Source organism: Rhodococcus sp. NPDC059968 (assembly GCF_042738615.1).
Taxonomy (GTDB): domain Bacteria; phylum Actinomycetota; class Actinomycetes; order Mycobacteriales; family Mycobacteriaceae; genus Rhodococcus_F.
Map to the genome: position 1 here is coordinate 1 of NZ_JBHWUE010000102.1, position 20,122 is coordinate 20,122.

At 69.5% G+C, this 20,122-nt stretch carries 17 protein-coding genes; 6 read left to right on the top strand and 11 right to left on the bottom strand.

Features of this window, described 5'->3' with window-relative positions:
* Positions 1–37: 37 nt before the first annotated feature.
* From ACFWAY_RS43975 to ACFWAY_RS43990, 4 genes are all read right to left on the bottom strand, one after another.
* Positions 38–2,146 carry a 3-hydroxyacyl-CoA dehydrogenase NAD-binding domain-containing protein gene (locus tag ACFWAY_RS43975; protein ID WP_378514927.1) on the bottom strand — a complete coding sequence of 703 codons (2,109 nt, stop codon included), beginning with the start codon at positions 2,144–2,146 and terminating at the stop codon, positions 38–40.
* On the bottom strand, positions 2,147–3,355 hold the full coding sequence (locus tag ACFWAY_RS43980; RefSeq protein ID WP_378514928.1) for a thiolase family protein: 1,209 nt from the start codon (positions 3,353–3,355) through the stop codon (positions 2,147–2,149).
* 148 nt (positions 3,356–3,503) lie between these two features.
* Entirely contained in the window at positions 3,504–4,793 is a 1,290-nt protein-coding gene (locus ACFWAY_RS43985) for an HRDC domain-containing protein (RefSeq protein WP_378514930.1), read from the bottom strand.
* A 49-nt stretch (positions 4,794–4,842) separates the two neighbouring features.
* The gene (locus ACFWAY_RS43990) at positions 4,843–6,237 is read right to left on the bottom strand and encodes a wax ester/triacylglycerol synthase family O-acyltransferase (protein ID WP_378514931.1); all 1,395 of its coding nucleotides are present in this window, start codon (positions 6,235–6,237) and stop codon (positions 4,843–4,845) included.
* A gap of 167 nt (positions 6,238–6,404) precedes the next feature.
* Between ACFWAY_RS43990 and ACFWAY_RS43995 the strand changes: the two genes are divergently transcribed.
* A complete protein-coding gene (locus tag ACFWAY_RS43995) occupies positions 6,405–7,655 on the top strand; it encodes an alpha/beta hydrolase fold domain-containing protein (protein WP_378514932.1) in 1,251 nt (416 codons plus the stop codon).
* On the opposite strand, the gene ACFWAY_RS44000 is transcribed toward ACFWAY_RS43995, so the two are convergent.
* Positions 7,656–8,249: a DUF3000 domain-containing protein gene (locus tag ACFWAY_RS44000; RefSeq protein ID WP_378455138.1), complete on the bottom strand. Its 594-nt coding sequence runs from the start codon at positions 8,247–8,249 to the stop codon at positions 7,656–7,658.
* Between the two features lie 161 nt (positions 8,250–8,410).
* Here ACFWAY_RS44000 and hemE point away from each other — a divergent pair, with 161 nt between their 5' ends.
* The 4 genes from hemE to ACFWAY_RS44020 are packed head-to-tail and all read left to right on the top strand — an operon-like array spanning position 8,411 to position 13,900.
* The gene (gene hemE, locus ACFWAY_RS44005) at positions 8,411–9,478 is read left to right on the top strand and encodes a uroporphyrinogen decarboxylase (protein WP_378455137.1); all 1,068 of its coding nucleotides are present in this window, start codon (positions 8,411–8,413) and stop codon (positions 9,476–9,478) included.
* A complete protein-coding gene (locus ACFWAY_RS44010; protein WP_378514934.1) occupies positions 9,475–10,836 on the top strand; it encodes a protoporphyrinogen oxidase in 1,362 nt (453 codons plus the stop codon). Before hemE ends, ACFWAY_RS44010 begins: the two co-directional genes overlap by 4 nt.
* A 4-nt stretch (positions 10,837–10,840) precedes the next feature.
* Entirely contained in the window at positions 10,841–11,536 is a 696-nt protein-coding gene (gene hemQ / locus ACFWAY_RS44015; protein WP_037240550.1) for a hydrogen peroxide-dependent heme synthase, read from the top strand.
* A gap of 15 nt (positions 11,537–11,551) precedes the next feature.
* Entirely contained in the window at positions 11,552–13,900 is a 2,349-nt protein-coding gene (locus ACFWAY_RS44020; protein ID WP_378514935.1) for a molybdopterin guanine dinucleotide-containing S/N-oxide reductase, read from the top strand.
* On the opposite strand, the gene msrB is transcribed toward ACFWAY_RS44020, so the two are convergent.
* The 4 genes from msrB to ACFWAY_RS44040 are packed head-to-tail and all read right to left on the bottom strand — an operon-like array spanning position 13,860 to position 18,095.
* Positions 13,860–14,297 (bottom strand): peptide-methionine (R)-S-oxide reductase MsrB, encoded by a 438-nt coding sequence (gene msrB / locus ACFWAY_RS44025; protein ID WP_378514937.1) that lies wholly within the window; start codon positions 14,295–14,297, stop codon positions 13,860–13,862. The genes ACFWAY_RS44020 and msrB overlap by 41 nt on opposite strands.
* Before the next feature lie 58 nt (positions 14,298–14,355).
* Positions 14,356–15,693 carry a glycosyltransferase family 87 protein gene (locus ACFWAY_RS44030; protein WP_378514938.1) on the bottom strand — a complete coding sequence of 446 codons (1,338 nt, stop codon included), beginning with the start codon at positions 15,691–15,693 and terminating at the stop codon, positions 14,356–14,358.
* Between the two features lie 33 nt (positions 15,694–15,726).
* On the bottom strand, positions 15,727–17,292 hold the full coding sequence (locus ACFWAY_RS44035; RefSeq protein WP_378514939.1) for an alpha/beta fold hydrolase: 1,566 nt from the start codon (positions 17,290–17,292) through the stop codon (positions 15,727–15,729).
* Positions 17,293–17,306: 14 nt separating this feature from the next.
* The gene (locus ACFWAY_RS44040; RefSeq protein WP_378514940.1) at positions 17,307–18,095 is read right to left on the bottom strand and encodes a pyrimidine reductase family protein; all 789 of its coding nucleotides are present in this window, start codon (positions 18,093–18,095) and stop codon (positions 17,307–17,309) included.
* 34 nt (positions 18,096–18,129) lie between these two features.
* Here ACFWAY_RS44040 and zapE point away from each other — a divergent pair, with 34 nt between their 5' ends.
* The gene (zapE, locus tag ACFWAY_RS44045) at positions 18,130–19,146 is read left to right on the top strand and encodes a cell division protein ZapE (RefSeq protein WP_378455130.1); all 1,017 of its coding nucleotides are present in this window, start codon (positions 18,130–18,132) and stop codon (positions 19,144–19,146) included.
* A 9-nt stretch (positions 19,147–19,155) separates the two neighbouring features.
* Here zapE and ACFWAY_RS44050 read toward each other — a convergent pair whose 3' ends face one another.
* Positions 19,156–19,686, bottom strand: a complete 531-nt coding sequence (locus tag ACFWAY_RS44050; protein ID WP_378455129.1) for a GNAT family N-acetyltransferase — start codon at positions 19,684–19,686, stop codon at positions 19,156–19,158.
* Positions 19,683–20,117, bottom strand: coding sequence for a hypothetical protein (locus ACFWAY_RS44055; protein WP_378514941.1), 435 nt, complete (start codon positions 20,115–20,117; stop codon positions 19,683–19,685). The genes ACFWAY_RS44050 and ACFWAY_RS44055 overlap by 4 nt, the downstream gene beginning before the upstream one ends.
* Between the last annotated feature and the right edge of the window lie 5 nt (positions 20,118–20,122).

Below are 20,122 nucleotides of genomic sequence, written 5' to 3' on the forward strand. Positions count from 1 at the left end.
GACGTGTGCCGGGGCACACGTCGCCACTCACCTGGGGTCAGACGCTCGCGACGCCCGGTGCCAGGAACCGCTTGCAGTTGACGGCTTCGGACGTGCCGGTGCGGTCCAGGTACGGCGTGATGCCACCGTTCCAGAAGCCGAACCCGCCGCCCAGGATCAGGCAGAGGTCGATGTCCTCGGCCGCGGCGACGACACCCTCGTCGAGCATGATCTGGATCTCCTCGGCGAACGCGCGACGCGTGCGCTCCAGAACCTCTTCGGACGTGGACGCCTTGTCGCCCTGCTTCCACAGTTCGGCGACCTCGGGGTCGACGACCTGCTTGCCGTCGGCACCGTAGCTCCACACCGCCGACTTCTTGGCCTCGACCAGCGCCTCGAGTCCGGGGGAGTTGTGGAAGCGCTCGGGGTACGCCTCGGCAAGCGTCTCGCCGGTGTGCAGCGCGACCGCCGGCCCGACGAGGGACAGCAGGGTGAACGGGGTCATCGGCATGCCGAGTTCGGCGATGGCGTTGTCGGCCACCTCGAACGGGGTGCCCTCGTCGACCGCGTTCATGACCTCACCGAGGGTGCGGATCAGGAGCCGGTTGAAGACGAACCCGGGCAGGTCGGCGGAACCGACGGCCGACTTCTTGAGCGCCCTGGCGGTGGCGAACGCCGTTGCCAGCGTGGCGTCGTCGGTCTTCTCGCCCTTGATGACCTCGAGCAGGGGAAGCACGGCGACCGGGTTGAAGAAGTGGAAGCCGACCACCCGCTCGGGGTGCTTCAGGTCCGCGGCCATCTTGGTGATCGACAGCGAGGACGTGTTGGTCGCGAGGATGGTCTCCGGGGTGATGTGCTCCTCGAGTTCCGCGAAGATCTTCTTCTTCAGGTCCAGGTTTTCGAACACTGCCTCGATCACGAAGTCGGTCTTCGCGAACGCGGCCTTGTCCAACGAGCCGGACACGAGACCCTTGAGGCGGTTCGCCGCGTCCGGGGACAACCGGCCCTTGCCCTGCAGCTTGTCGATTTCGCCGTGGACGTAGCCGACGCCCTTGTCGATGCGCTCCTGGTCGATGTCGGTGAGGATGACCGGCACCTTGAGCTGGCGAACGAACAGCATCGCGAGCTGGCTGGCCATCAGACCGGCACCGACGATGCCGACGCCGGTGACCTTGCGGGCGAGGGACTTGTCCGGTGCGCCTGCGGGACGCTTGGCGCGCTTGTTCACCAGGTCGAACGCGTACAGGCCTGCGCGGAGCTCGTCGGCGAGCAGCAGGTCGGCGAGCGCCTCGTCCTCGGCGGCGAAGCCCTTGTCGAGCGATGCGGGATCGGTGAGATCGGTGGTCCGGGCCAGTTCGAGGAGTTCGACTGCCTTGACCGGTCCGGGTGCGTTGTTCTTGGTCTTGCCCTCGACGATCGCCTTGGCGCGGGCGATCGCGTCGTCCCAGCCCTTGCCCCGGTCGATCTCGGGGCGTGCGGGGGTGATCTCGCCGGCCAGGACCTGTGCGGCCCAGGCGAACGACTGCTCGAGGAAGTCGGCCGAACCGAACACCGCGTCGACGACGCCGAGTTCGAGGGCCTTCTTCGGGTTGAGCGTCTTGTTCTGGTTCAGCGCGTTCTCGAGGACGACGGTGACGGCGTTCGAGGGACCGATGAGGTTGGGCAGCAACTGCGTTCCACCCCAGCCGGGGACCAGTCCGAGGAACGTCTCGGGCAGACCCAGGGCGCCCGCGCTCTCGGATGCGGTGCGGTAGTGGCTGTGCAGCGCGACCTCGAGCCCGCCGCCGAGCGCGACGCCGTTGACGAACGCGAATGTCGGCACGGACGACTCGCGCAGCCTGCGGAACACCTTGTGCCCGAGCCGGCCGAGTTCGAGCGCCTGGTCACGGTTCGTGATGCTCGGAACACCCTTGAGGTCCGCGCCCGCGGCGAAGATGAAGGGCTTGCCGGTGATCGCGATCGCGACGGGATGGGCGGCGAACGCCTCGTCCAATGCGGCGTCGAGGGCCTTCAGGCCGCCCGGGCCGAACGATGACGGCTTGGTGTGGTCGAAACCGTTGTCGAGGGTGATCAGCGCGACCGGGCCCTCGATGCCGGGTACGGCGACGGTCTTGGTGTACGCGTTTGTCACGACCTCGTCGGCGAATGCCGTTGCAATGTCGGTCATCTACTTGGCTCCATCGAAGTTCGGGTTCTCCCAGATCACGGTTCCGCCCATGCCCAGACCGATGCACATCGTGGTCAGGCCGTAGCGGACGTCGGGGCGCTGAGCGAATTGGCGGGACAGCTGGGTCATCAGGCGGACACCGGAGGACGCGAGGGGGTGGCCGCACGCGATGGCGCCGCCCCACTGGTTGACTCGCGGATCGTCGTCGGCGATGCCGTAGTGCTCGAGGAACGCGAGAACCTGAACGGCGAAGGCCTCGTTGATCTCGAACAGGCCGATGTCCTCGATCTTCAGGCCGGTACGGGCCAGCAGCTTCTCGGTGGCCGGCACCGGGCCGATGCCCATGACGGCGGGGTCGACGCCCTGGAACGCGAATCCGACCATGCGCATGCCGATCGGCAGTCCGAGTTCGAGCGCGGTGTCCTCACCGGCGAGGAGGGCGGCGGTCGCGCCGTCGTTCAGACCGGCCGCGTTACCCGCGGTGATGCGGCCCGCGGGACGGAACGGCGTCTTCAGCTTGGCGAGGTCTTCGAGCGTGGTGCCCGGACGTGGCGGCTCGTCCTCGGTGGCCAGACCCCAGCCCGCGGCGGAGCGGGTGGCGATGGGCACGAGGGTGTCGGCGATGAAGCCGGCCTTGCGGGCGGCCTCGTACTTGTTCTGGCTCGCGACGGCGTACGCGTCGGTCCGGTCCTTGGTGATGGTCGGGAGCCGGTCGTGCAGGTTCTCGGCCGTGTTGCCCATGACGAGCGCGCTGGGGTCGACGAGGCGATCGGCGAGGAATCGGGGGTTCGGGTCTGCACCCTCGCCCATCGGGTGGTGGCCCATGTGCTCGACGCCGCCGGCGATCACCACGTCGTACTGGCCGAAGCCGATGCCCGACGCGGTGGTGGTGACGGACGTCATGGCACCGGCACACATGCGGTCGATGGCGAAACCGGGGACCGTCTCGGGGAGCCCGGCCAGGATCGCGGAGGTGCGGCCGATGGTGAGACCCTGATCGCCCGTCTGCGTGGTCGCGGCGATGGCGACCTCGTCGATGCGCGCGGGGTCGAGCTGCGGATTACGGCGAAGCAGCTCGCGGATTGTCTTGACGACGAGGTCGTCCGCGCGGGTCTCCGCGTAGATGCCCTTGGGGCCGGCCTTGCCGAACGGAGTGCGGATGCCGTCGACGAACACGACGCTGCGTTGAGTTGTGGTGGATGGAGCCACGCGAATTCCTCCTGATGGAGCAGTTTGGTTCCGGATCACGGCCAGGCGTCCGGCCTCCAGACCAGCGTACCCCTACCGTTACTCGCGGGTAACTTAATGGGTATCTCATCGGGAATTCACGCGCTCACTCGCGTGTCGGTGCAGTCGATCAGTCGCCGTCGGAACCCTTGCTCTCGGCGGCGGAGAGCAGTGCGGTCGCCAGCACGGGCACGGTCAGCATCCGCTGCCAGGGGCGGGCGCCGCCCGCGTCGAGCACCCGGTCGATCGCCGCCTCGACCTCGCCGCCCTCGGGGGCCGTCCAGTCCCAGCACAACCTGCGGACGAGTTCCGGGGTCACCAGGTTCTCCACCGGCACCGACACCTCGTCACCGAGAGCGGCCAGCGCGGCGCGGGCCGCCGTCAGCCGCTCGGCGGCGTCGGGGTCGTGTCGCGCCCACCGGCTCGCCGGCGGCGGTCCCGTGAACGGTGGGGTCTTCGGAGGGAGTTCGGAGTCCGGCACCGCCCGGGCATCCTCGAGCGCCTGCAGCCAGATCCGGGAGTGCCGCCGCTGGCGGGGACCGCCGAACACGGGCAGCGCCCGCAGTGCCTCGATACTCCGGGGATCCTTCGTCGCGGCGTCGATGATCGCGGAATCCGGTAGGACCCGGCTGGGGGAGACGTCGCGTTTACGGGCGAGGTCCTCACGGGCCTGCCACAGGGAGCGTGCGGCGGCGAGTTGCCGCTGCGTCTTCAGCGACGTGATGTGCGACGTCCGCCGCCAGCGGTCGGCCTTGGGCTTCGGTGGCCCCGCGAGCCGGATGTGCTCGAATTCCTGTGCAGCCCAATCGCTCTTGCCCTGCTCGTCGAGTTCCGCGGCCATCACGTTCCGCAACTCGACGAGAACCTCGACGTCGAGGGCGGCATAGTTGAGCCAGGAGTCGGGCAGCGGCCGCTTCGACCAGTCGGCGGCGCCGTGGCCCTTCCGGAGTTCGAGGCCCAGCGTCCGCTCGACGATCGCGGCGAGACCGACCCGTTCGAACCCGGCGAGGCGCCCTGCCAGTTCGGTGTCGAACAGAGTCGCCGGTGCCAGGCCGATCTCCGCGAGCCCCGGCAGATCCTGGTCGGCGGAGTGCAGGATCCACTCCAGCGGGTTGATCACCTCCGCCAGCGGGGCGAGATCGGCGGCGGTGGGGATCGGGTCGAGGAGCACCGTCCCCGCACCCTCCCGGCGCAGCTGCACGAGGTACGCCCGCGCCGAATAGCGGAAGCCGGACGCCCGCTCGGCGTCGACGGCGAGCGGCCCGGTGCCCTCGCTCAGCGCGGCCGCGGCCTTCGCGACACCCTCCGCCGTGGTCACGACGTCGGGAACGCCGTCCCGTGGTGCGAGCAGGGGAACGATCTGCCGGCCGGGCTCTTCGGCGGGGCCGGGTGACGAGGCGTCGTCGGTGACTTCGGACATGACAGCTGACTCTACGTCGCTTCGGGATTCCCGCAGCGCACCGGCGGGTTCACGATCGGTTCCCCGCTGCCTCGACGAGCTCGTCCAACGCTGCGGGAAACGCGTCGACGAGGTCCCAGAGGTGGGGTGCGAGTTCCGGGCAGCTCATCAGGCCGACGTCGAGCTGACCGTTCAGTGACATCACCGTCACGTTGAGCCCGGCGCCGTGGAAGATCGGGCCCAGCGGATACATCGCCTTGATCAGGGCGCCGAGGAAATACAGCGGGACCGACGGCCCGGGCACGTTGGAGATCACCAGGTTGTGGACCACCGGATGCCGTTCCGCCAGGCCGAGGGTCGAGTAGAGGCGCATGGCGGTGCCGAACACGGCCTGCCCGGCGAACTGGGACCAGTCCTGCAGCAGGCTCGCGCCGAGGGTCTCGTTGTGTTCCTTGGATGTCGTGTTGTGCTCGCCGATCGCGAGCAGGCGTTCGGCCGGATCCTCGATCTGGGTGCCGAGTTGGGTGAACATGCCGGACACCTGATTGGTGCCCGGCCGGTCCGACTTTCCGTGGACCGAGACCGGGACGATGGCGACCAGCGACTTGTCGGGCAGCTCCCGGCGATTCTGCAGGTACTTCCGCAGTGCGCCCGAGCACAGTGCGAGCACCACGTCGTTGACCTTGACGTCGAACGCGTCCTTGACCGTCTTGACCTTCTCGAGGTCGAGTTGGGTGAACGCGAGATTGCGGTGACTGGTCAACGTGCCGTTCAGGGACGTGCGCGGCGCGGTGAACGGCGCGGGCATCGCCGCGCCGCGGCGGGCCCGGCCGATCCAGCGGGGCAGCAGCGTCAGGCTCTGCGGGACGATTCTCAGCAGTTTCGCGGGACGGGACGCGACCGCGAGCAGCCCGCCCACGGCGATGTCGAGTGTGCTCGCCTGCCCCGCGCTCTCGGCGGAGTCGCCGGGGCCGGGGCGTGGTGCGTCCGGTTCGAGGCCGCACAGCTGGGCCATCATGTTGGCGCCGGTGATGCCGTCGACCCCGGCGTGGTGCATCTTCGACATCACGGCGACGGAACCGTCCTCGAGACCCTCGATCACCCACATCTCCCACAGTGGCCGGGCGCGGTCGAGGGGGATGCCTGCGATGTCCCCGCACAGCTCGGCCAGTTCGTCGCGGCCGCCGGGGGCGGGGAGCGCGACGCGATGGCAGTGCCGGTCGATGTCGAAGTCGGTGTCCTCGACCCACACGGGGTGGTCGAGGTTGAACTTCGAGTCCTGCAGCTTGCGCCGGAACGAGGGAATCGCCTCGGTGCGCGCGCCGAGCTCCGCCTTGAGCTGGGCGAACGTGTAGCCGCCCGGAACCGTCGAGACGTCGAGGACGATGACTCCGCAGACGTGGAGGAGTTGCGTCGACGTTTCGAGGTAGAGGAAGGACGCGTCGAGACCGCTGAGTCGCTGCATGTGTCCGATACTAGAACACGTTCTAGAAGTTGGTCCATCGAATCGTGTAACTGCGAGGTCGGCGTCGCATCCGGCACCGCGGGATGCCGTTCCGTCTCGTTCTCGATCCGGCGCCCGCGGGCCGGGGTGGGCAACCGGTTGATTAGAACATGTTCTACGGTTGGGGTATGACCCGAGGCTTCGTTCTCCGGCAGGCCGTCGGCGCCGCACTCGCCGCCAACGCCCTGCGTCCCCTGCCCGGCGCGCCCACGTCGGTGGTCGCGTTCTTCTCGGGGTGGCTCACCACCGAACTCGCGCCGCACCTCCTCGCCGTGACCGCCGCCGACGCCGCCCAGCACGCCGCGCGGCACGGAACGCGGACCCGAAGCGACCGCGTCGGCCTCGCGCTGGCCGCCGCATCCGCCGCCGGCCTCGCCGCCGTGATCGCCACCGGCCGGGGCGCCGGAGCGGAAGCCGAATCCGCTCTCGTCGAGACGCTCGGCGAGAACTACACTGACCGCGACAGCGCCATCGACCATCCGGGGCGACCCGTGTGGCGGCAACTTCTCAACCCGTTCTGGATGCGGAACAATGCGGTCACCCGGGTCCGCAACCTCGCGTACGGGCCGGGCGGGCGCCGGGCCCGCCTCGACATCTACCACCGGCAGGATCTGCCGTCGAAGAGCCCGGTCCTCCTGCAGATTCACGGTGGTGGATGGGTGATCGGGAACAAGGATCAGCAGGGTCTGCCACTCATGCTCGAGATGGCCTCGCGGGGGTGGGTGTGCGCGGCCGTCAACTACCCGCTGTCGCCGAAGGCGAAGTGGCCGCAGCACCTGATCGCGATCAAGCAGGCCCTGGCCTGGCTTCGCGAGCACGTCGAGGAATACGGCGGCAACCCCGACTTCATCGCCGTCACAGGTGGTTCCGCGGGTGGCCACCTCGCCGCCATGGTGGGACTCACCGCGAACGACAGTCACCTGCAGCCGGGATTCGAGGACGTCGACACGTCGGTTCAGGCGTGCGTCCCGTACTACGGTGTCTACGACATTGCCGGCGACACCGGAATCAAAGCCGTCCTCCAGCGTGTGCACTCCGGACTGATGCCGATGGTGCTCGGCAAGCAGCCCAAGTTCCCCGACGACTACCGGGCCGCGTCGCCGCTCGCGCACCTCCGGGCGGACGCACCGCCGTTCTTCGTGATCCACGGCACGAGCGATTCGCTCATTCCCGTCGCCGAGGCGCGGATCTTCGTCGACGAACTCCGGCAGGTGTCCGACAATCCCGTCGTATACGCGGAACTGAAGGGCGCGCAGCACGCGTTCGACGTGTTCCCCTCGATCCGCAGCATCTCCGTCACGCAGGCGGTCGGACGATTCCTGGAATGGTCGCGCAGCGCCACCACCGACGTGCCCGCGGCGGGCACCGAATCGGCCTGACTATTTGCCGTCCAGCGTCCGCAGCTGCGACACCCCGGCGGGCGGCAGACCGGCCGCGTACGCCAGTACCTCGCAGAACGCCTCGACGTGCGTGGCCAGTTCGACCGACGTCGCCGTCCACGACGCGCGCAGTTCCAGCTGATGCGCATGCGGGGGACCGGCGATGTCGCCGTAGCGCACCGACGTCGTCGCCGTCACCGTCCCGCCGAGCGCGTTGAGCGGTTCGTGGCGCGACTCGAGTGCGTCGACGAGCCAGCTCCACGCCACCTCGGGAAGCAGGGGGTCGGACGCCACGGCGGCGTCGAGATCGGCCTGAATGTAGGCGACCAGCCGCATCGTGCCGTTCCAGGCCTCGTCGCCCTCGGGGTCGAACAGGAGGATCAATCTGCCGAACGCGTCACCCTCGCTCTGTTCGGCGACGACCCCGGTCTCCTCGTGCACGACCTCTGCGCCGACCGCGTAGCTGTACGGCGCGAGCCGTTGCGGGGGCCGGATGGGGCCCAGCTCGATGTCCGCGCGAACCTGCGCCGAATTCATCGCTTCGACCGCGGCGCGGAACTCGGCCGGTTCGGCGGGCGATCCCGAAGTCGTCACAGCTCGGGACGTTAGACCCGGACCCACACATCTCGTCGGAGGCGCGCCGAGCAGGGCCGATCGGCGGCGGAGTCCCGGCATGGCAGCATGAGAGCTGCCGAAATTCGAGCAGGCAGAGAGCGCGAGGACCGATGAGCGGGTTGGAAAGCACCAATGCAGGCATGAGTGAACGGGCGACGTACGCCGCGAGGCGGGTGCTCCCCGACGCACCCCTCCTGGCGGCCGCGGAAGGCCGGACCCCCGGCCGTCGCCCGGTGTGGTTCATGCGGCAGGCGGGCCGCTCGCTTCCCGAGTACCGCGAGATCCGGTCGGGGGTCGGCATGCTCGAGTCGTGCTTCGACCCGGCGCTTGTTTGCGAGATCACCATGCAGCCCGTGCGCAGGCACGGCGTCGACGCCGCGATCCTGTTCTCCGACATCGTGGTGCCGCTCAAGGCCGCCGGCATCGATCTCGACATCGTCGCCGGCACCGGTCCCGTCGTCGCGAACCCGGTCCGGTCGATCGCGGACGTCGCCGCCCTGCCCCGCCTCGTGCCCGAGGAAGTCGGCGCCGTCGCCCAGGCCGTGCAGCTGCTCACCGCGGAACTCGGGTCGACGCCGCTGATCGGCTTCGCCGGAGCCCCGTTCACCCTCGCCTCGTACCTGGTCGAGGGCGGTCCGAGCCGCAATCACGAGCGCACGAAGGCACTCATGCACTCCGACCCCAAGACGTGGCACGCGCTGCTCGGCTCCCTGGCCGACACCACCATCACCTTCCTGCAGACCCAGCTGCGCGCCGGCGTCGACGCGATCCAGCTGTTCGACTCGTGGGCCGGCGCGCTGTCCCTCGCCGAGTACCGGGAATTCGTGCTGCCCCACTCCGAGCGGGTGTTCGCCGAGGTGGAGAGCGCGAAGGTGCCGCGCATCCACTTCGGAGTCGGCACCGGTGAACTGCTCGGTGCGATGGGTGAAGCGGGCGCCGACGTGGTGGGCGTCGACTGGCGCATCCCCCTGGACGTGGCGGCGCGCCGGGTCGGCCCGGGCAAGGCGCTCCAGGGCAACCTCGACCCCGCTGTGCTGTTCGCGGGTCCGGCAGCCGTCGAGAAGCAGGTCCGCCGCATCACCGCGGAAGCAGACGCCGCCCTCGCCGCCGGCGCCACAGGACACATCTTCAACCTCGGGCACGGCGTCCTGCCCGACACCGACCCGGGCGCGCTGACCGCGCTGGTCGAGCTGGTGCACTCACTGTGACCGGGTCGTCGCCGACCGTTCTCGTCGTCGGCGGCGGCATCTCCGGGCTCGTCGCCGCGTACCGGCTGCGGCAACGGCTCGGCGACGATGCCCGGATCATCCTCGCCGACGGCGCGGAGCGGCTCGGCGGCAAGCTGCGCACAGTCGACTTGGCGGGGGAGCCCGTCGACGTCGGGGCGGAAGCCTTCATCGCGCGGCGCCCGGAACTGCCCGCCCTGCTCGGCAAACTCGGCCTCTCCGACCAGCTGGTGTACCCGGCGGGACTGCGGCCGCTCATCTGGTCCGAGGACGCGCTGCACCCGCTGCCGGCCGACACCCTCATGGGGATCCCCGCCGACGGGAACAGTCTGCGCGGTCTCGTCGACGACCTGACACTCGCGCGGGTGGCGGGGGAGCAGACGGTGCCCCTCGACTGGACACCGGGCGCGGACATCGCCGTCGGTGCACTGGTCGGCGACCGGTTCGGCGCGCAGGTGGTCCAGCGGTCGGTGGATCCGCTTCTCGGAGGGGTCTATTCGGGTCTGGCGGACACGATCGGCGTCCGTGCCGCGCTCCCCGCACTCGCGGCCGCGCTCGACCGCGGTGCCACGAGCCTGTCCGCGGCCGTGGCGGACGCCCTCCCCGCCCCGTCCCCCGGACCGGTGTTCGGGGCGCTTCGCGACGGCTACGGCGTCCTGCTGCGCGCCCTGACGGAGGCCGCGTCGGCGGAGATCGTGCACCAGCGGATCCGGACGCTCGGCCGGGACGGCGACGGCTGGTCGGCGGACCCGGTGGGCCGCGTCGACGGGATCGTGCTCGCCGTGCCCGCCCCGCAGCTCGCCGACCTGCTCGCCGGCATCGCCCCCCGCGCGTCGGCGGCCGCCGCGGACATCCCGCTGGCCTCCTCGGCTGTCGTCGCGCTGGCGCTGCCGATCCGGGTCGACCTCCCGCAGAACTCCGGGATCCTCGTCGCCACCGACGCCGCGCTCGGCGCGAAAGCCTTCACCCTGTCGAGCCGCAAGTGGCCGCACCTCGCCGAGCGGGAGGTGACCCTCGTCCGGGCGTCGTTCGGACGGTTCGGCGACGCCGCCGTCGTCGACGCACCCGGCGACGAGCTGATTGCCGCGGCCCGGCGGGACCTCGCGACCGTCACCGGGGTGTCCGCGGAGCCCGTCGCGGTCCACGTCCAGCGCTGGCACGGCGGCCTGCCGCAGTACGGTCCCGGCCATCTCGAGCGGGTGGCGGTGATCGAGCAGGAAGTCGCAGGTCTGGACGGTCTCGAGGTGTCCGGGGCACTGCTGCACGGGGTGGGTGTTCCCGCGTGTGTGGCCGCTGCGACGACGGCGGCTGCACGGCTCGCCGGGCGAGTGGCACGATAGACCCATGGCACGCCTCGACTTCGACGCATTGAACTCTGAAATCCGCTACCTCATGTTCTCGGTGTTCCAGGTGGAACCCGGTGTACTCGGGGACGACCGGGAAGCTGTGATAAAGGAGGCGCGGATCTTCTTCGAAGGTCAGGCCGACAAGGGTGTCGTGGTGCGCGGGCTCTACGACGTGGCCGGCCTGCGCGCCGACGCCGACTTCATGATCTGGACCCACTCCGCGAGCATCGAAGCCCTCCAGGCCACCTACGCCGACTTCCGCCGCACCACCGCACTGGGCCGCGCGAGCAAGCCCGTGTGGAGCAACGTCGCGTGCCACCGTCCCGCCGAATTCAACAAGAGCCATATTCCGGCGTTCCTGGCCGGTGAGGACCCGGGCAACTACATCTGCGTGTACCCGTTCGTCCGCTCCTACGAGTGGTACCTGCTCCCCGACGACGAGCGGCGCAAGATGCTCGCCGACCACGGCATGGCGGCCCGCACGTACAAGGACGTCCGCGCCAACACCGTGCCCTCGTTCGCACTCGGCGACTACGAGTGGATTCTCGCGTTCGAGGCGCCCGAGCTGTACCGCATCGTCGACCTCATGCGCGACCTCCGCGCCACCGAGGCCCGTCTGCACGTCCGCGAGGAGGTGCCGTTCTTCACCGGCCCGCGGGTGGATGTGGAGAAGCTGATCACCGCTCTGCCGTGATCTGACGCAGCGCAGATGAATGACGCCGACGGGGCTCGCACCGCGCCCCGCTACCAGCACATGTCGCACTGGGGCATGTTCGAGGCCGAGGTCGCCGACGGCGACGTCGTCGCCGCCCACCCGTACACCGGTGACGCGAACCCGTCACCGGTGCTCGGCAACATCGCCGGGTCGGTCCGCAGCAAGGCGCGGATCACCGGCCCGGTGGTGCGCCGCGGGTGGCTCGAGAACGGCCCGGGACCCAGCAGTTCCCGCGGCTCCGACGAGTTCGTGTCGGTCGACTGGGAAGAGCTGACCCAGCGGCTGGCGAACGAACTGCGCCGGGTCGTCGACACGCACGGCAACAGTGCGATCTACGGCGGTTCGTACGGCTGGGCCAGCGCGGGACGGTTCCACCACGCCCAGAGTCAGGTCCACCGGTTCCTGAACACCCTCGGTGGCTACACCCGCTCGGTGCACAGCTACTCGCTGGGCGCGACGGGCGTCATCATGCCCCGGGTGGTGGGCGCGCACTGGAAGATGTTCGCCCGCTCCACGTCCTGGAAGATCATCGCCGAGCACACCGATCTCATGGTGTGCTTCGGTGGCGTCCCCCTCAAGAACACCGGCGTCAATCACGGCGGGACGAGCGACCACCCCACCCGCGACGCACTCGACGCTCTGCGGCGCCGCGGCGGATCCGTCGTGGCGTTCAGTCCGCTGCGCGACGACGTGCACGGCGCCGCCGAACGGCACGCCCCGGTGCCCGGCACCGATGTCGCGATCATGCTCGCCCTCGCGTACGTCCTCGCGACGGAAGACCTGCACGACACGGCATTCCTGGGCAGCCACTGCGTCGGCTACGACCGGTTCGAGGACTACCTCCTCGGGCGCTCCGACGGCGTACCGAAATCACCCGCGTGGGCCGAGCAGATCTCCGGCATCGCCGCCGCGGACCTGGTGGCCCTCGCCCGGCGGATGGCGTCGGGCAGGACGATGGTGACCGTCACCTGGTCGCTGCAGAGGGTCCGGCACGGTGAGCAGGCCCCGTGGATGGGGGTCACCCTCGCCGCGATGCTGGGCCAGATCGGCCTCCCCGGTGGTGGTTTCGGCCACGGCTACGGCTCCATGAACGAGCCCGGGCTCGCCCCCGTCCCGTACCCGCTGCCCACGCTTCCCCAGGGCCTGAACCCCGTCCGCGACTTCATCCCCGTGGCCGCGATCTCGGACATGCTCCTGAACCCGGGTGCACCGTTCGACTACGACGGTCAGCGGCTGACGTACCCGGACATCAAGATGTTGTACTGGGCGGGCGGCAACCCGTTCCACCACCATCAGGACATTCCCCGTCTGCGCCGGGCGCTGGCCCGTCCCGACACGATCGTCGTCCACGACCCCTACTGGACGCCGATGGCCCGGCACGCGGACATCGTCGTCCCGTCCACCACGTCGCTCGAGCGGGCCGACCTCAGCTGCACCCGCAACGACCCGCTGCTCGTCGCCATGCACGCCGCCGTCGGGCCGTACGCCGACGCCCAGGACGACTACGACACGTTCGCCGCCGTCGCCCGGAAACTGGGTGTCGGGGAGAAGTTCACCGAGGGCCGCTCGTCCGAGCAGTGGCTCGAGCACCTGTACGGGCAGTGGCGAGACTTCGTCCGCGCGGACGGCGGTCCCGCCCCGAGTTTCGACGACTTCTGGACGCAGGGCCACGTGCGGATGCGGACCGAGGACGACCTGATCCTGTTCGGCGACTTCCGGGCTGATCCGGTGAAATTCCCCCTCGCCACCCCGAGCGGGCGGATCGAGATCTTCTCCGCCGACATCGACGGATTCGGCTACGACGACTGCGCCGGACACCCACGCTGGTACGAGCCCGAGGAATGGCTGGGCGGCAGGCGGGCACGGCAGTTCCCGCTGCATCTGATCGCCAACCAGCCGCGTACCCGCCTGCACAGCCAACTCGACCACGGCGGTACCAGCCAGAAATCGAAGATCCGGGGCCGCGAACCGCTGCGAATCCATCCGGACGACGCCGCCGACCGCGGACTCACCGCCGGCGACGTCGTCCGCGTCTTCAACGACCGCGGCGCCTGCCTCGCCGGTGTGGTGGTGGACGACGGCGTCCGCCCCGGGGTGGTCCAGCTGTCGACGGGAGCCTGGTACGACCCGCTCGACGCCACCGACCCGGATTCCCTGTGCGTGCACGGGAACCCCAACGTGCTGACCCCGGACGTGGGCACGTCGTCACTGGCCCACGGCTGCACGGGCCAGCACGTGCTCGTCGAGATCGAACGCTACAAGGGCGAGCTACCGCCGATCCGGGCGTTCGATCCACCGACGATCATTCGCCGGTCGGTTCCAAGACCAGCGAGATCGAATTGATGCAGTACCGCTGATCGGTGGGGGTGGGGTAGCCCTCGCCCTCGAAGACGTGGCCCAGGTGGCTGTGGCACGTTCCGCACACCACCTCGACGCGGCGCATGCCCAGTGACGTGTCCTCGCGGAGGATGACGGCGTCCGAGTCGGCCGGATCGAAGAACGACGGCCACCCGCAGTGCGATTCGAACTTCTCCGAGCTGCGGAACAGCTCGGCGCCACAGGCCCGGCAGTGGTAGACGCCTTCCGTCTTCGTCTCGGTGTACTCGCCGACGAAGGGGCGCTCGGTACCGGAGTGGCGCAGCACCGCGTACTCCTCGGGTGTCAGTTTCTCGCGCCACTCGCTGTCGGAGAGAGCAACCTTCGGGGCGGACTGCGTGGGATCCTGCTGCTGCGAACTCATGGCTCCACGCTAATACGTTTCGCCGATTCCGGCCGTGACGCCCGGCGCGTGATGCGGCCTACGTCTTGGCGGTGGCCGACTCGACCTGCGGCTGCTCGTCCGGCTCCGGTTCCCGCGGCGGGGTGTCGAGAGTCTTCTCGTCGGGTTCGAGGAGGAACGCCGGATCGATGCCCCGGTCGAGTCGCCCCTCGCGCCGCGCCGTGACGTAGCGGACGGTCAGCACACCGAAGATCACGAGGAGCATCAGGCTCCACCCCAGCGTGGTCTTCATGTACTCGGCGGTCCGGCCGGCCTCGATGAACCGGCTCGACAGCCAGCTGTCGTAACTCATGAACCCGTACACGGCCAGCCACGCCGGCCAGTTCCGCATCACCGAATTCTTCAGCACCACGGACATCAGGAGCGGGAACAGCATCATCGAGTAGTACATCTGGCCCAGCGAGCCGAGCAGCCACGACGCCGTCAGCAGAACCCCGGACGTGGTGACGACGAAGAACAGCTCGTCATGGCGGTAGTAGCGGTAGAGCAGCCACAGGGATGTGAGCACGATGGCGGTGAAGACGCCGCGCAGGGACCAGATCATGGCCGTGGGGAGTCCGTAGTACTTGCCGTTGCCGACGATCGCGCTGTTGAAGTAGTCGCGCGACTCCATCAGGTACGGCACCGTGTGGCGCACGAAGTCCATCGGGTCCGCGGACAGCGGCCACGCCACGGCGGTGAGGATCAGGGGGATGCCGATCGCGGTGACGAACACCTTCCACTGTCCGCGCACCAGAGGAAGCAGCAGGAGTGGGGCGAGGATCGGTTTGACCGCGAACGTCAGCCCGATGGCGACACCGGACCACATGTCCTTGCGCTTCATCAGCAACACGAGGAACGCGATCTCGCCGAGCAGGACCAGGCCGTTGATGTTGGTGAAGACGAGGGTGTTGGTGACGGTCTCGGAGGAGAACGTGGCGAGCAGCAGGATCGGGGCCGCGATGGAGTTCAATCCCAGGCCGAACAGTCGCAGGAGCAGGTACAACGCGATCACGATGGCGATCGCGTTGGCGATGATGAACAACCACCGGGACTTCTCGGGGTCGATCACCGCGATTGGCGCCATCAGCAGGGTGCCGGACGGCGGATACAGGTAATGCGGATCGACCCAGTTGAAGTTGGCGGTGTAGACGGGCCGCCCGTTGAGGAAAGCCAGCGCAGCGTTGTAGACCGGGCGGAAGTCGTCGGTGATGTACCCGTTGACCGCCTTGACGACCACTCGATGCAGCACTGTCATGACGGCGATCGGCCACAGCGCGAAGTTGATGACCTCGTTGGCAGTCCGCCCGGTGCGCGGTTCGAGTTGTCGAAGGAACACCACGGCACGGTACACCGAGAAGCCCTGACGTGCGGTCACGCACCCCCTGGGGTGTCGGGCGGAGCACGTCGGCTAGGCGGGGCAGGCGCTGCCGTCCGGGGGCAGCACGCCGTCCGCGACGTAGGTGACGATCGACTTCTGCGCGCAGTCCGAATGGGTGGCGGGGTGGCCGCTGCCGTGCCACGTCAACGTCGCCGTCGCGGCGCCTGCGCTCGACACGGCCCCGGTCACCGTCCCTATTCCGGCGTTCCCGACGACCGGGTCGGCGGTGCCGCTCAGCACCAGGACCGGCAGCGGCAGCTCGCCGGGCAGGGCGGGCGGCGCGGTCGCCGGCCAGGAGGTGCACGTGAGCAGTCCGACGGCGGCGTTGGGGCCGAACAGCGGGAACCGTTCGCCCCACAGTTTCTGCAGGTCGCGGACCCGGTCGGGTGCGGGCCACTGCTGGCCGTCCGTGCAGCGGGTGATGAACTGGCCGTCGCTCTCGTAGGCTGCCTCGGCCTGCGCGACCGCCGCGAGGATCGGCGCCGTGTTTCCGGCGAGGGCGGCGGACACCGCATCCGACAGGGCGCGCACGCGGCCCTGCTGGTCGCCGCCCGCCGCGGCGAGCGACCCGGACACCGCCGTGAGGAGGGCGTTCGCGGAGACTCGCGGGATCTGGCCGTTCGCGGCGCGGGTGACGGCGGCGGTCATCGCGGCGCGGGGATCGGCGCCGAGGGAGCAGTTCAGGGCGGTGCACTGGCGCGCGAACGCGTCGAACGCCGCCTCCTGACCTGCGACCTGCTGCTCGGTGGCGGTCGCGGCATCCACCGTGGTGACGGCGGGGGAGTCGAGGACGAGCCGGCCGACCCGATCGGGGTACTTGGCGGCGTAGCTGAGCGCGACGGCACTGCCGTTGCCGGTGGCGAGGATCCCGAGCGCATCGACGTCCCAGGTGCGGCGCAGCTCCTCGATGTCGTCGGCGGCGTGGGTGCTGTCGAACGCGAGTTCCTGCGGTTGCAGGTAGTCGGTGCACGCGATGGTGGCGTCGCGGCCCAGCGCGGTCACCTTGTCGACCTGGTCACCCGTCCCCGGGTCGAACTGCCCGAGATTCGCCAGGCTGCTGCGGAGCTCCGGGGTGAGGCATTCGATCTCCTGCGAGGAGGCGATGCCGCGGCGGTCCACCGCGACCACCGGTCGCGTCGACAGCAGGGACGTCAGACCGCCGGTGCTCAGCGCTGCGAGCGTCGCGGTCGACGACCGGTCCGATCCCGACGTGAGCACCAGCGGGGCCGCGTTCTCGGGGGTGTCGGCGAGGCGTGCCCGCATCGCACCCATCGTGAAGGAGCCGGGCAGGGTGCCGCTCTCGTCGACGGCCGACTCGTACGAGCCGCATTCGAAGATGAGCCCGGCGGGTGGTGTCGTTCCCGGGCCCAGGGCGCGGAGGGTGCTCTGGGTGCAGTCCGTCCATGCCAGATCGTTCTTCGGGGTCTGCAACACGGGCGGGGGAGCGTCGGCGTTCTCGGTCTCCGTCGCGGTGGGTTCGCTGCCGCCGCCCTCGCGTTCGACCGCCACGTGCGGCCGGTTGGACGGTCCGGCTCCGCACGCGCTGCACACCACGAGAACCATTGCGAGCAACACCGATCTGCGCATGGCGACCACCCTGCCAGGTTCCCCTACGGGCGGGGCAGCCGCACCCATCTGGTGAGGACGGTGCCGTCGGTGTCGGTGAGGATGTGCGCGGGAGTCATCGCGGTGACCCGGGCTCCCGGCGAGGTGGCGACCCGACCCGCGGTTCCGCCGACGAGCACGGGCGCAGTGGTCAGGCAGACCTCGTCGACGGCGTCGTCCGCGGTCAGCTGCCCGAACAGGCTCGGGCCGCCCTCGCACAGCACCCGGCGCAGTCCGAGATCCGCGAGGGCGGCGATCAGCCCGTCGCTGGTGACCTGCGCTTCGCCGGCCGCCACGATCCGTGCACCCGCGTCAGCGAGCGCCCGGATCCGCGCCGGGTCGGCGTCCGTGCACGTGACGACGATCGGGGCTACCTCGGTGTCGGTGAACAGGCGTGAGTGCGGGTCGAGGTGGGCGCGTGCCGACACGACGGCGATCGGTGGGACCTCCGCCATCCCCGACGCCACGCGGCGTCGCCTGCTCTCCGCGCCGACGCGCGCCCCACCGTAGTTCTCCGCCCGGACGGTTCCGGCCCCGACCAGCACGACGTCGGCCAGCTCCCGCAGGGTCTCGAAGACCAGCTTGTCCGCGGGTGTGCCGAGCGACCCGCTGACGCCGTCGACGGAGACGGCGCCGTCGATGCTGCTCACGAAGTTGACGCGGACCCAGGGCCGCGGGGTCTCCGTCGGGTAGGCATACAGGTCGCGCAGAGTGTTCGCGGTCGATTCACTGGACTCCTCCCGAGCGGGCGGACTGTCCGGTGTGAAAAATGTCGCAATATGTACACGGTGCATGTTGGTGATCACAACACGTGGATACCCTGCTTGTATGCATGCACGTCTTGTCGATCGCAGCCCCGTGGTACCGGCTGATCAGTTGGTAGCTCAAATGGTGCCCCCGGCCATGTTCGACGAGGTGAGCTTCGCGTCGTACATCCCCGATCCCGCAGAACCCAGCCAGGCCGCCGCGGTCCAGACGGCCGAGGAGTTCGCGAAGAAGGTCGTGAAGATCCGCAGCGGCGGACGACGCGGCCTGTTCGGGAAGAAGACGCCGGCCACCGGCGCCGGTCTCTACCTCGACGGCGGCTTCGGCGTCGGTAAGACCCACCTCCTGGCCTCGATCTTCCACAGCGTCCCGTCGCCCAAGGCGTTCGGCACGTTCGTGGAGCTGACGCACGTCGTCGGTGCCCTCGGTTTCAACAAGGCCGTCGAGCAGCTGTCCGACCACAGCGTCCTCTGCATCGACGAATTCGAACTCGACGACCCGGGCGACACCATGCTGGTGTCCCGCCTGCTGTCGGAATTGTCGGCGCGCGGCGTGTCCATCGTGGCGACGTCGAACACGCTGCCCGGCCAGCTCGGTGAAGGCCGATTCGCCGCGCAGGACTTCCTGCGGGAGATCAAGAAGCTCGGCTCGATCTTCGAGACGATCCGCGTCGACGGACCCGACTACCGGCACCGCGACCTGCCGCCGGCCCCGGACCCGATCTCCTCGGAGGAGCTCGTCGAGCGCGCCGACAGCATCCCCGGCGCCACACTCGACGACTTCGACGCGCTGTGCAAGCACCTCAGCACGCTGCACCCGTCGCGCTACAACAAGCTGGTCGAGGGCATCCCGGCGGTGTTCCTGAACGGCGTCCACCCCGCCGAGGACCAGTCGGTCGCGCTGCGCCTGGTGGTACTCGCCGACCGCCTGTACGACGCGAGCATCCCGGTCACCGTGGCAGGGGCCAAGCTCGACGCGATCTTCACTCCCGAGATGCTGGCCGGTGGATACCGGAAGAAGTACCTGCGTGCCACGTCGCGCCTGCTGGCGCTGTCGCGCTTCGAGGTCGCCGCGAGCTGACGCAGCTCGTCACAGCGCCCGCTGCATTACGAAATCGTGGTGCAGCTGGGTGCCGACGAGGAAGGTCTTCGTTCCGACCTGCGTGAATCCGTGCTTCGTGTAGAAGCGCTGGGCGCGCACATTCTCCTGGTTGACGCCGAGCCACAGCCCGGCGCATCCCGCGGCGACGGCGCGTTCGACGATGGCGTCCATCAGTGCGGACGCGACGCCGGTCCCGTGATTGCCGGGCAGCACGTACAGCTTGCTGATCTCGGTGGTCGGCCGCAGCGTCACGACCCTGCCGACATCCGGGTCGGCGGGTTCACCGTCGATGAGCATCGCGTAGCCGACGATCGCCCCGCCGTGGGTGACCTTCAGGACGGTGCGGTTCGGGTCGGTGAGGTACTCCGAGAACCGTTCGGCCGACAGCACGTCGTCGATGAAGGCGGCGATGTCGTCCTGCGTCGCCCCGGGCGGGCACGCGAGAGGGAACGTTGCCGCGGCGACGTCGGCGATCGCCTCGGAATCCCAGATCCCTGCCGGGTCTATTTCGACAGTCACAGCTGATCCACCGCGTCCTTCGCTTCCCGGAGTGTCATTCCCGTACTGTCCCGCAGCAGGGTGATCGCCGCAACGGTCTTACTCTCGCTCTCGAGGTCGCGGAGCGTGCCCTCGATCGGCGACGTGTCTCCGCAGGAGCGGATTCCGGCGGGGACCGGCAGGGCCTGGAGCCGGCCGTACTCGACCGTGGCCTTCGCGTGTCGCACACCGAGCCCGTCCCGCGCGACGAGAACCTTGATCGCCTCGATGGTTCTGCCCCGGTCGAGTAGACATGTCACCTCGTCCCGGACGCCGTCGTCGAGGTGTCGCCACGTCGATGCGGGATGCAGATCGGGTGGGGTGTGCGAGCCGCCACGAGCGAACCGTGACGAGACCAGAACCGCGACGTAGACGATCGCCACGGCGATCACGAACCATCCCCAAGTCGGCATGTCCT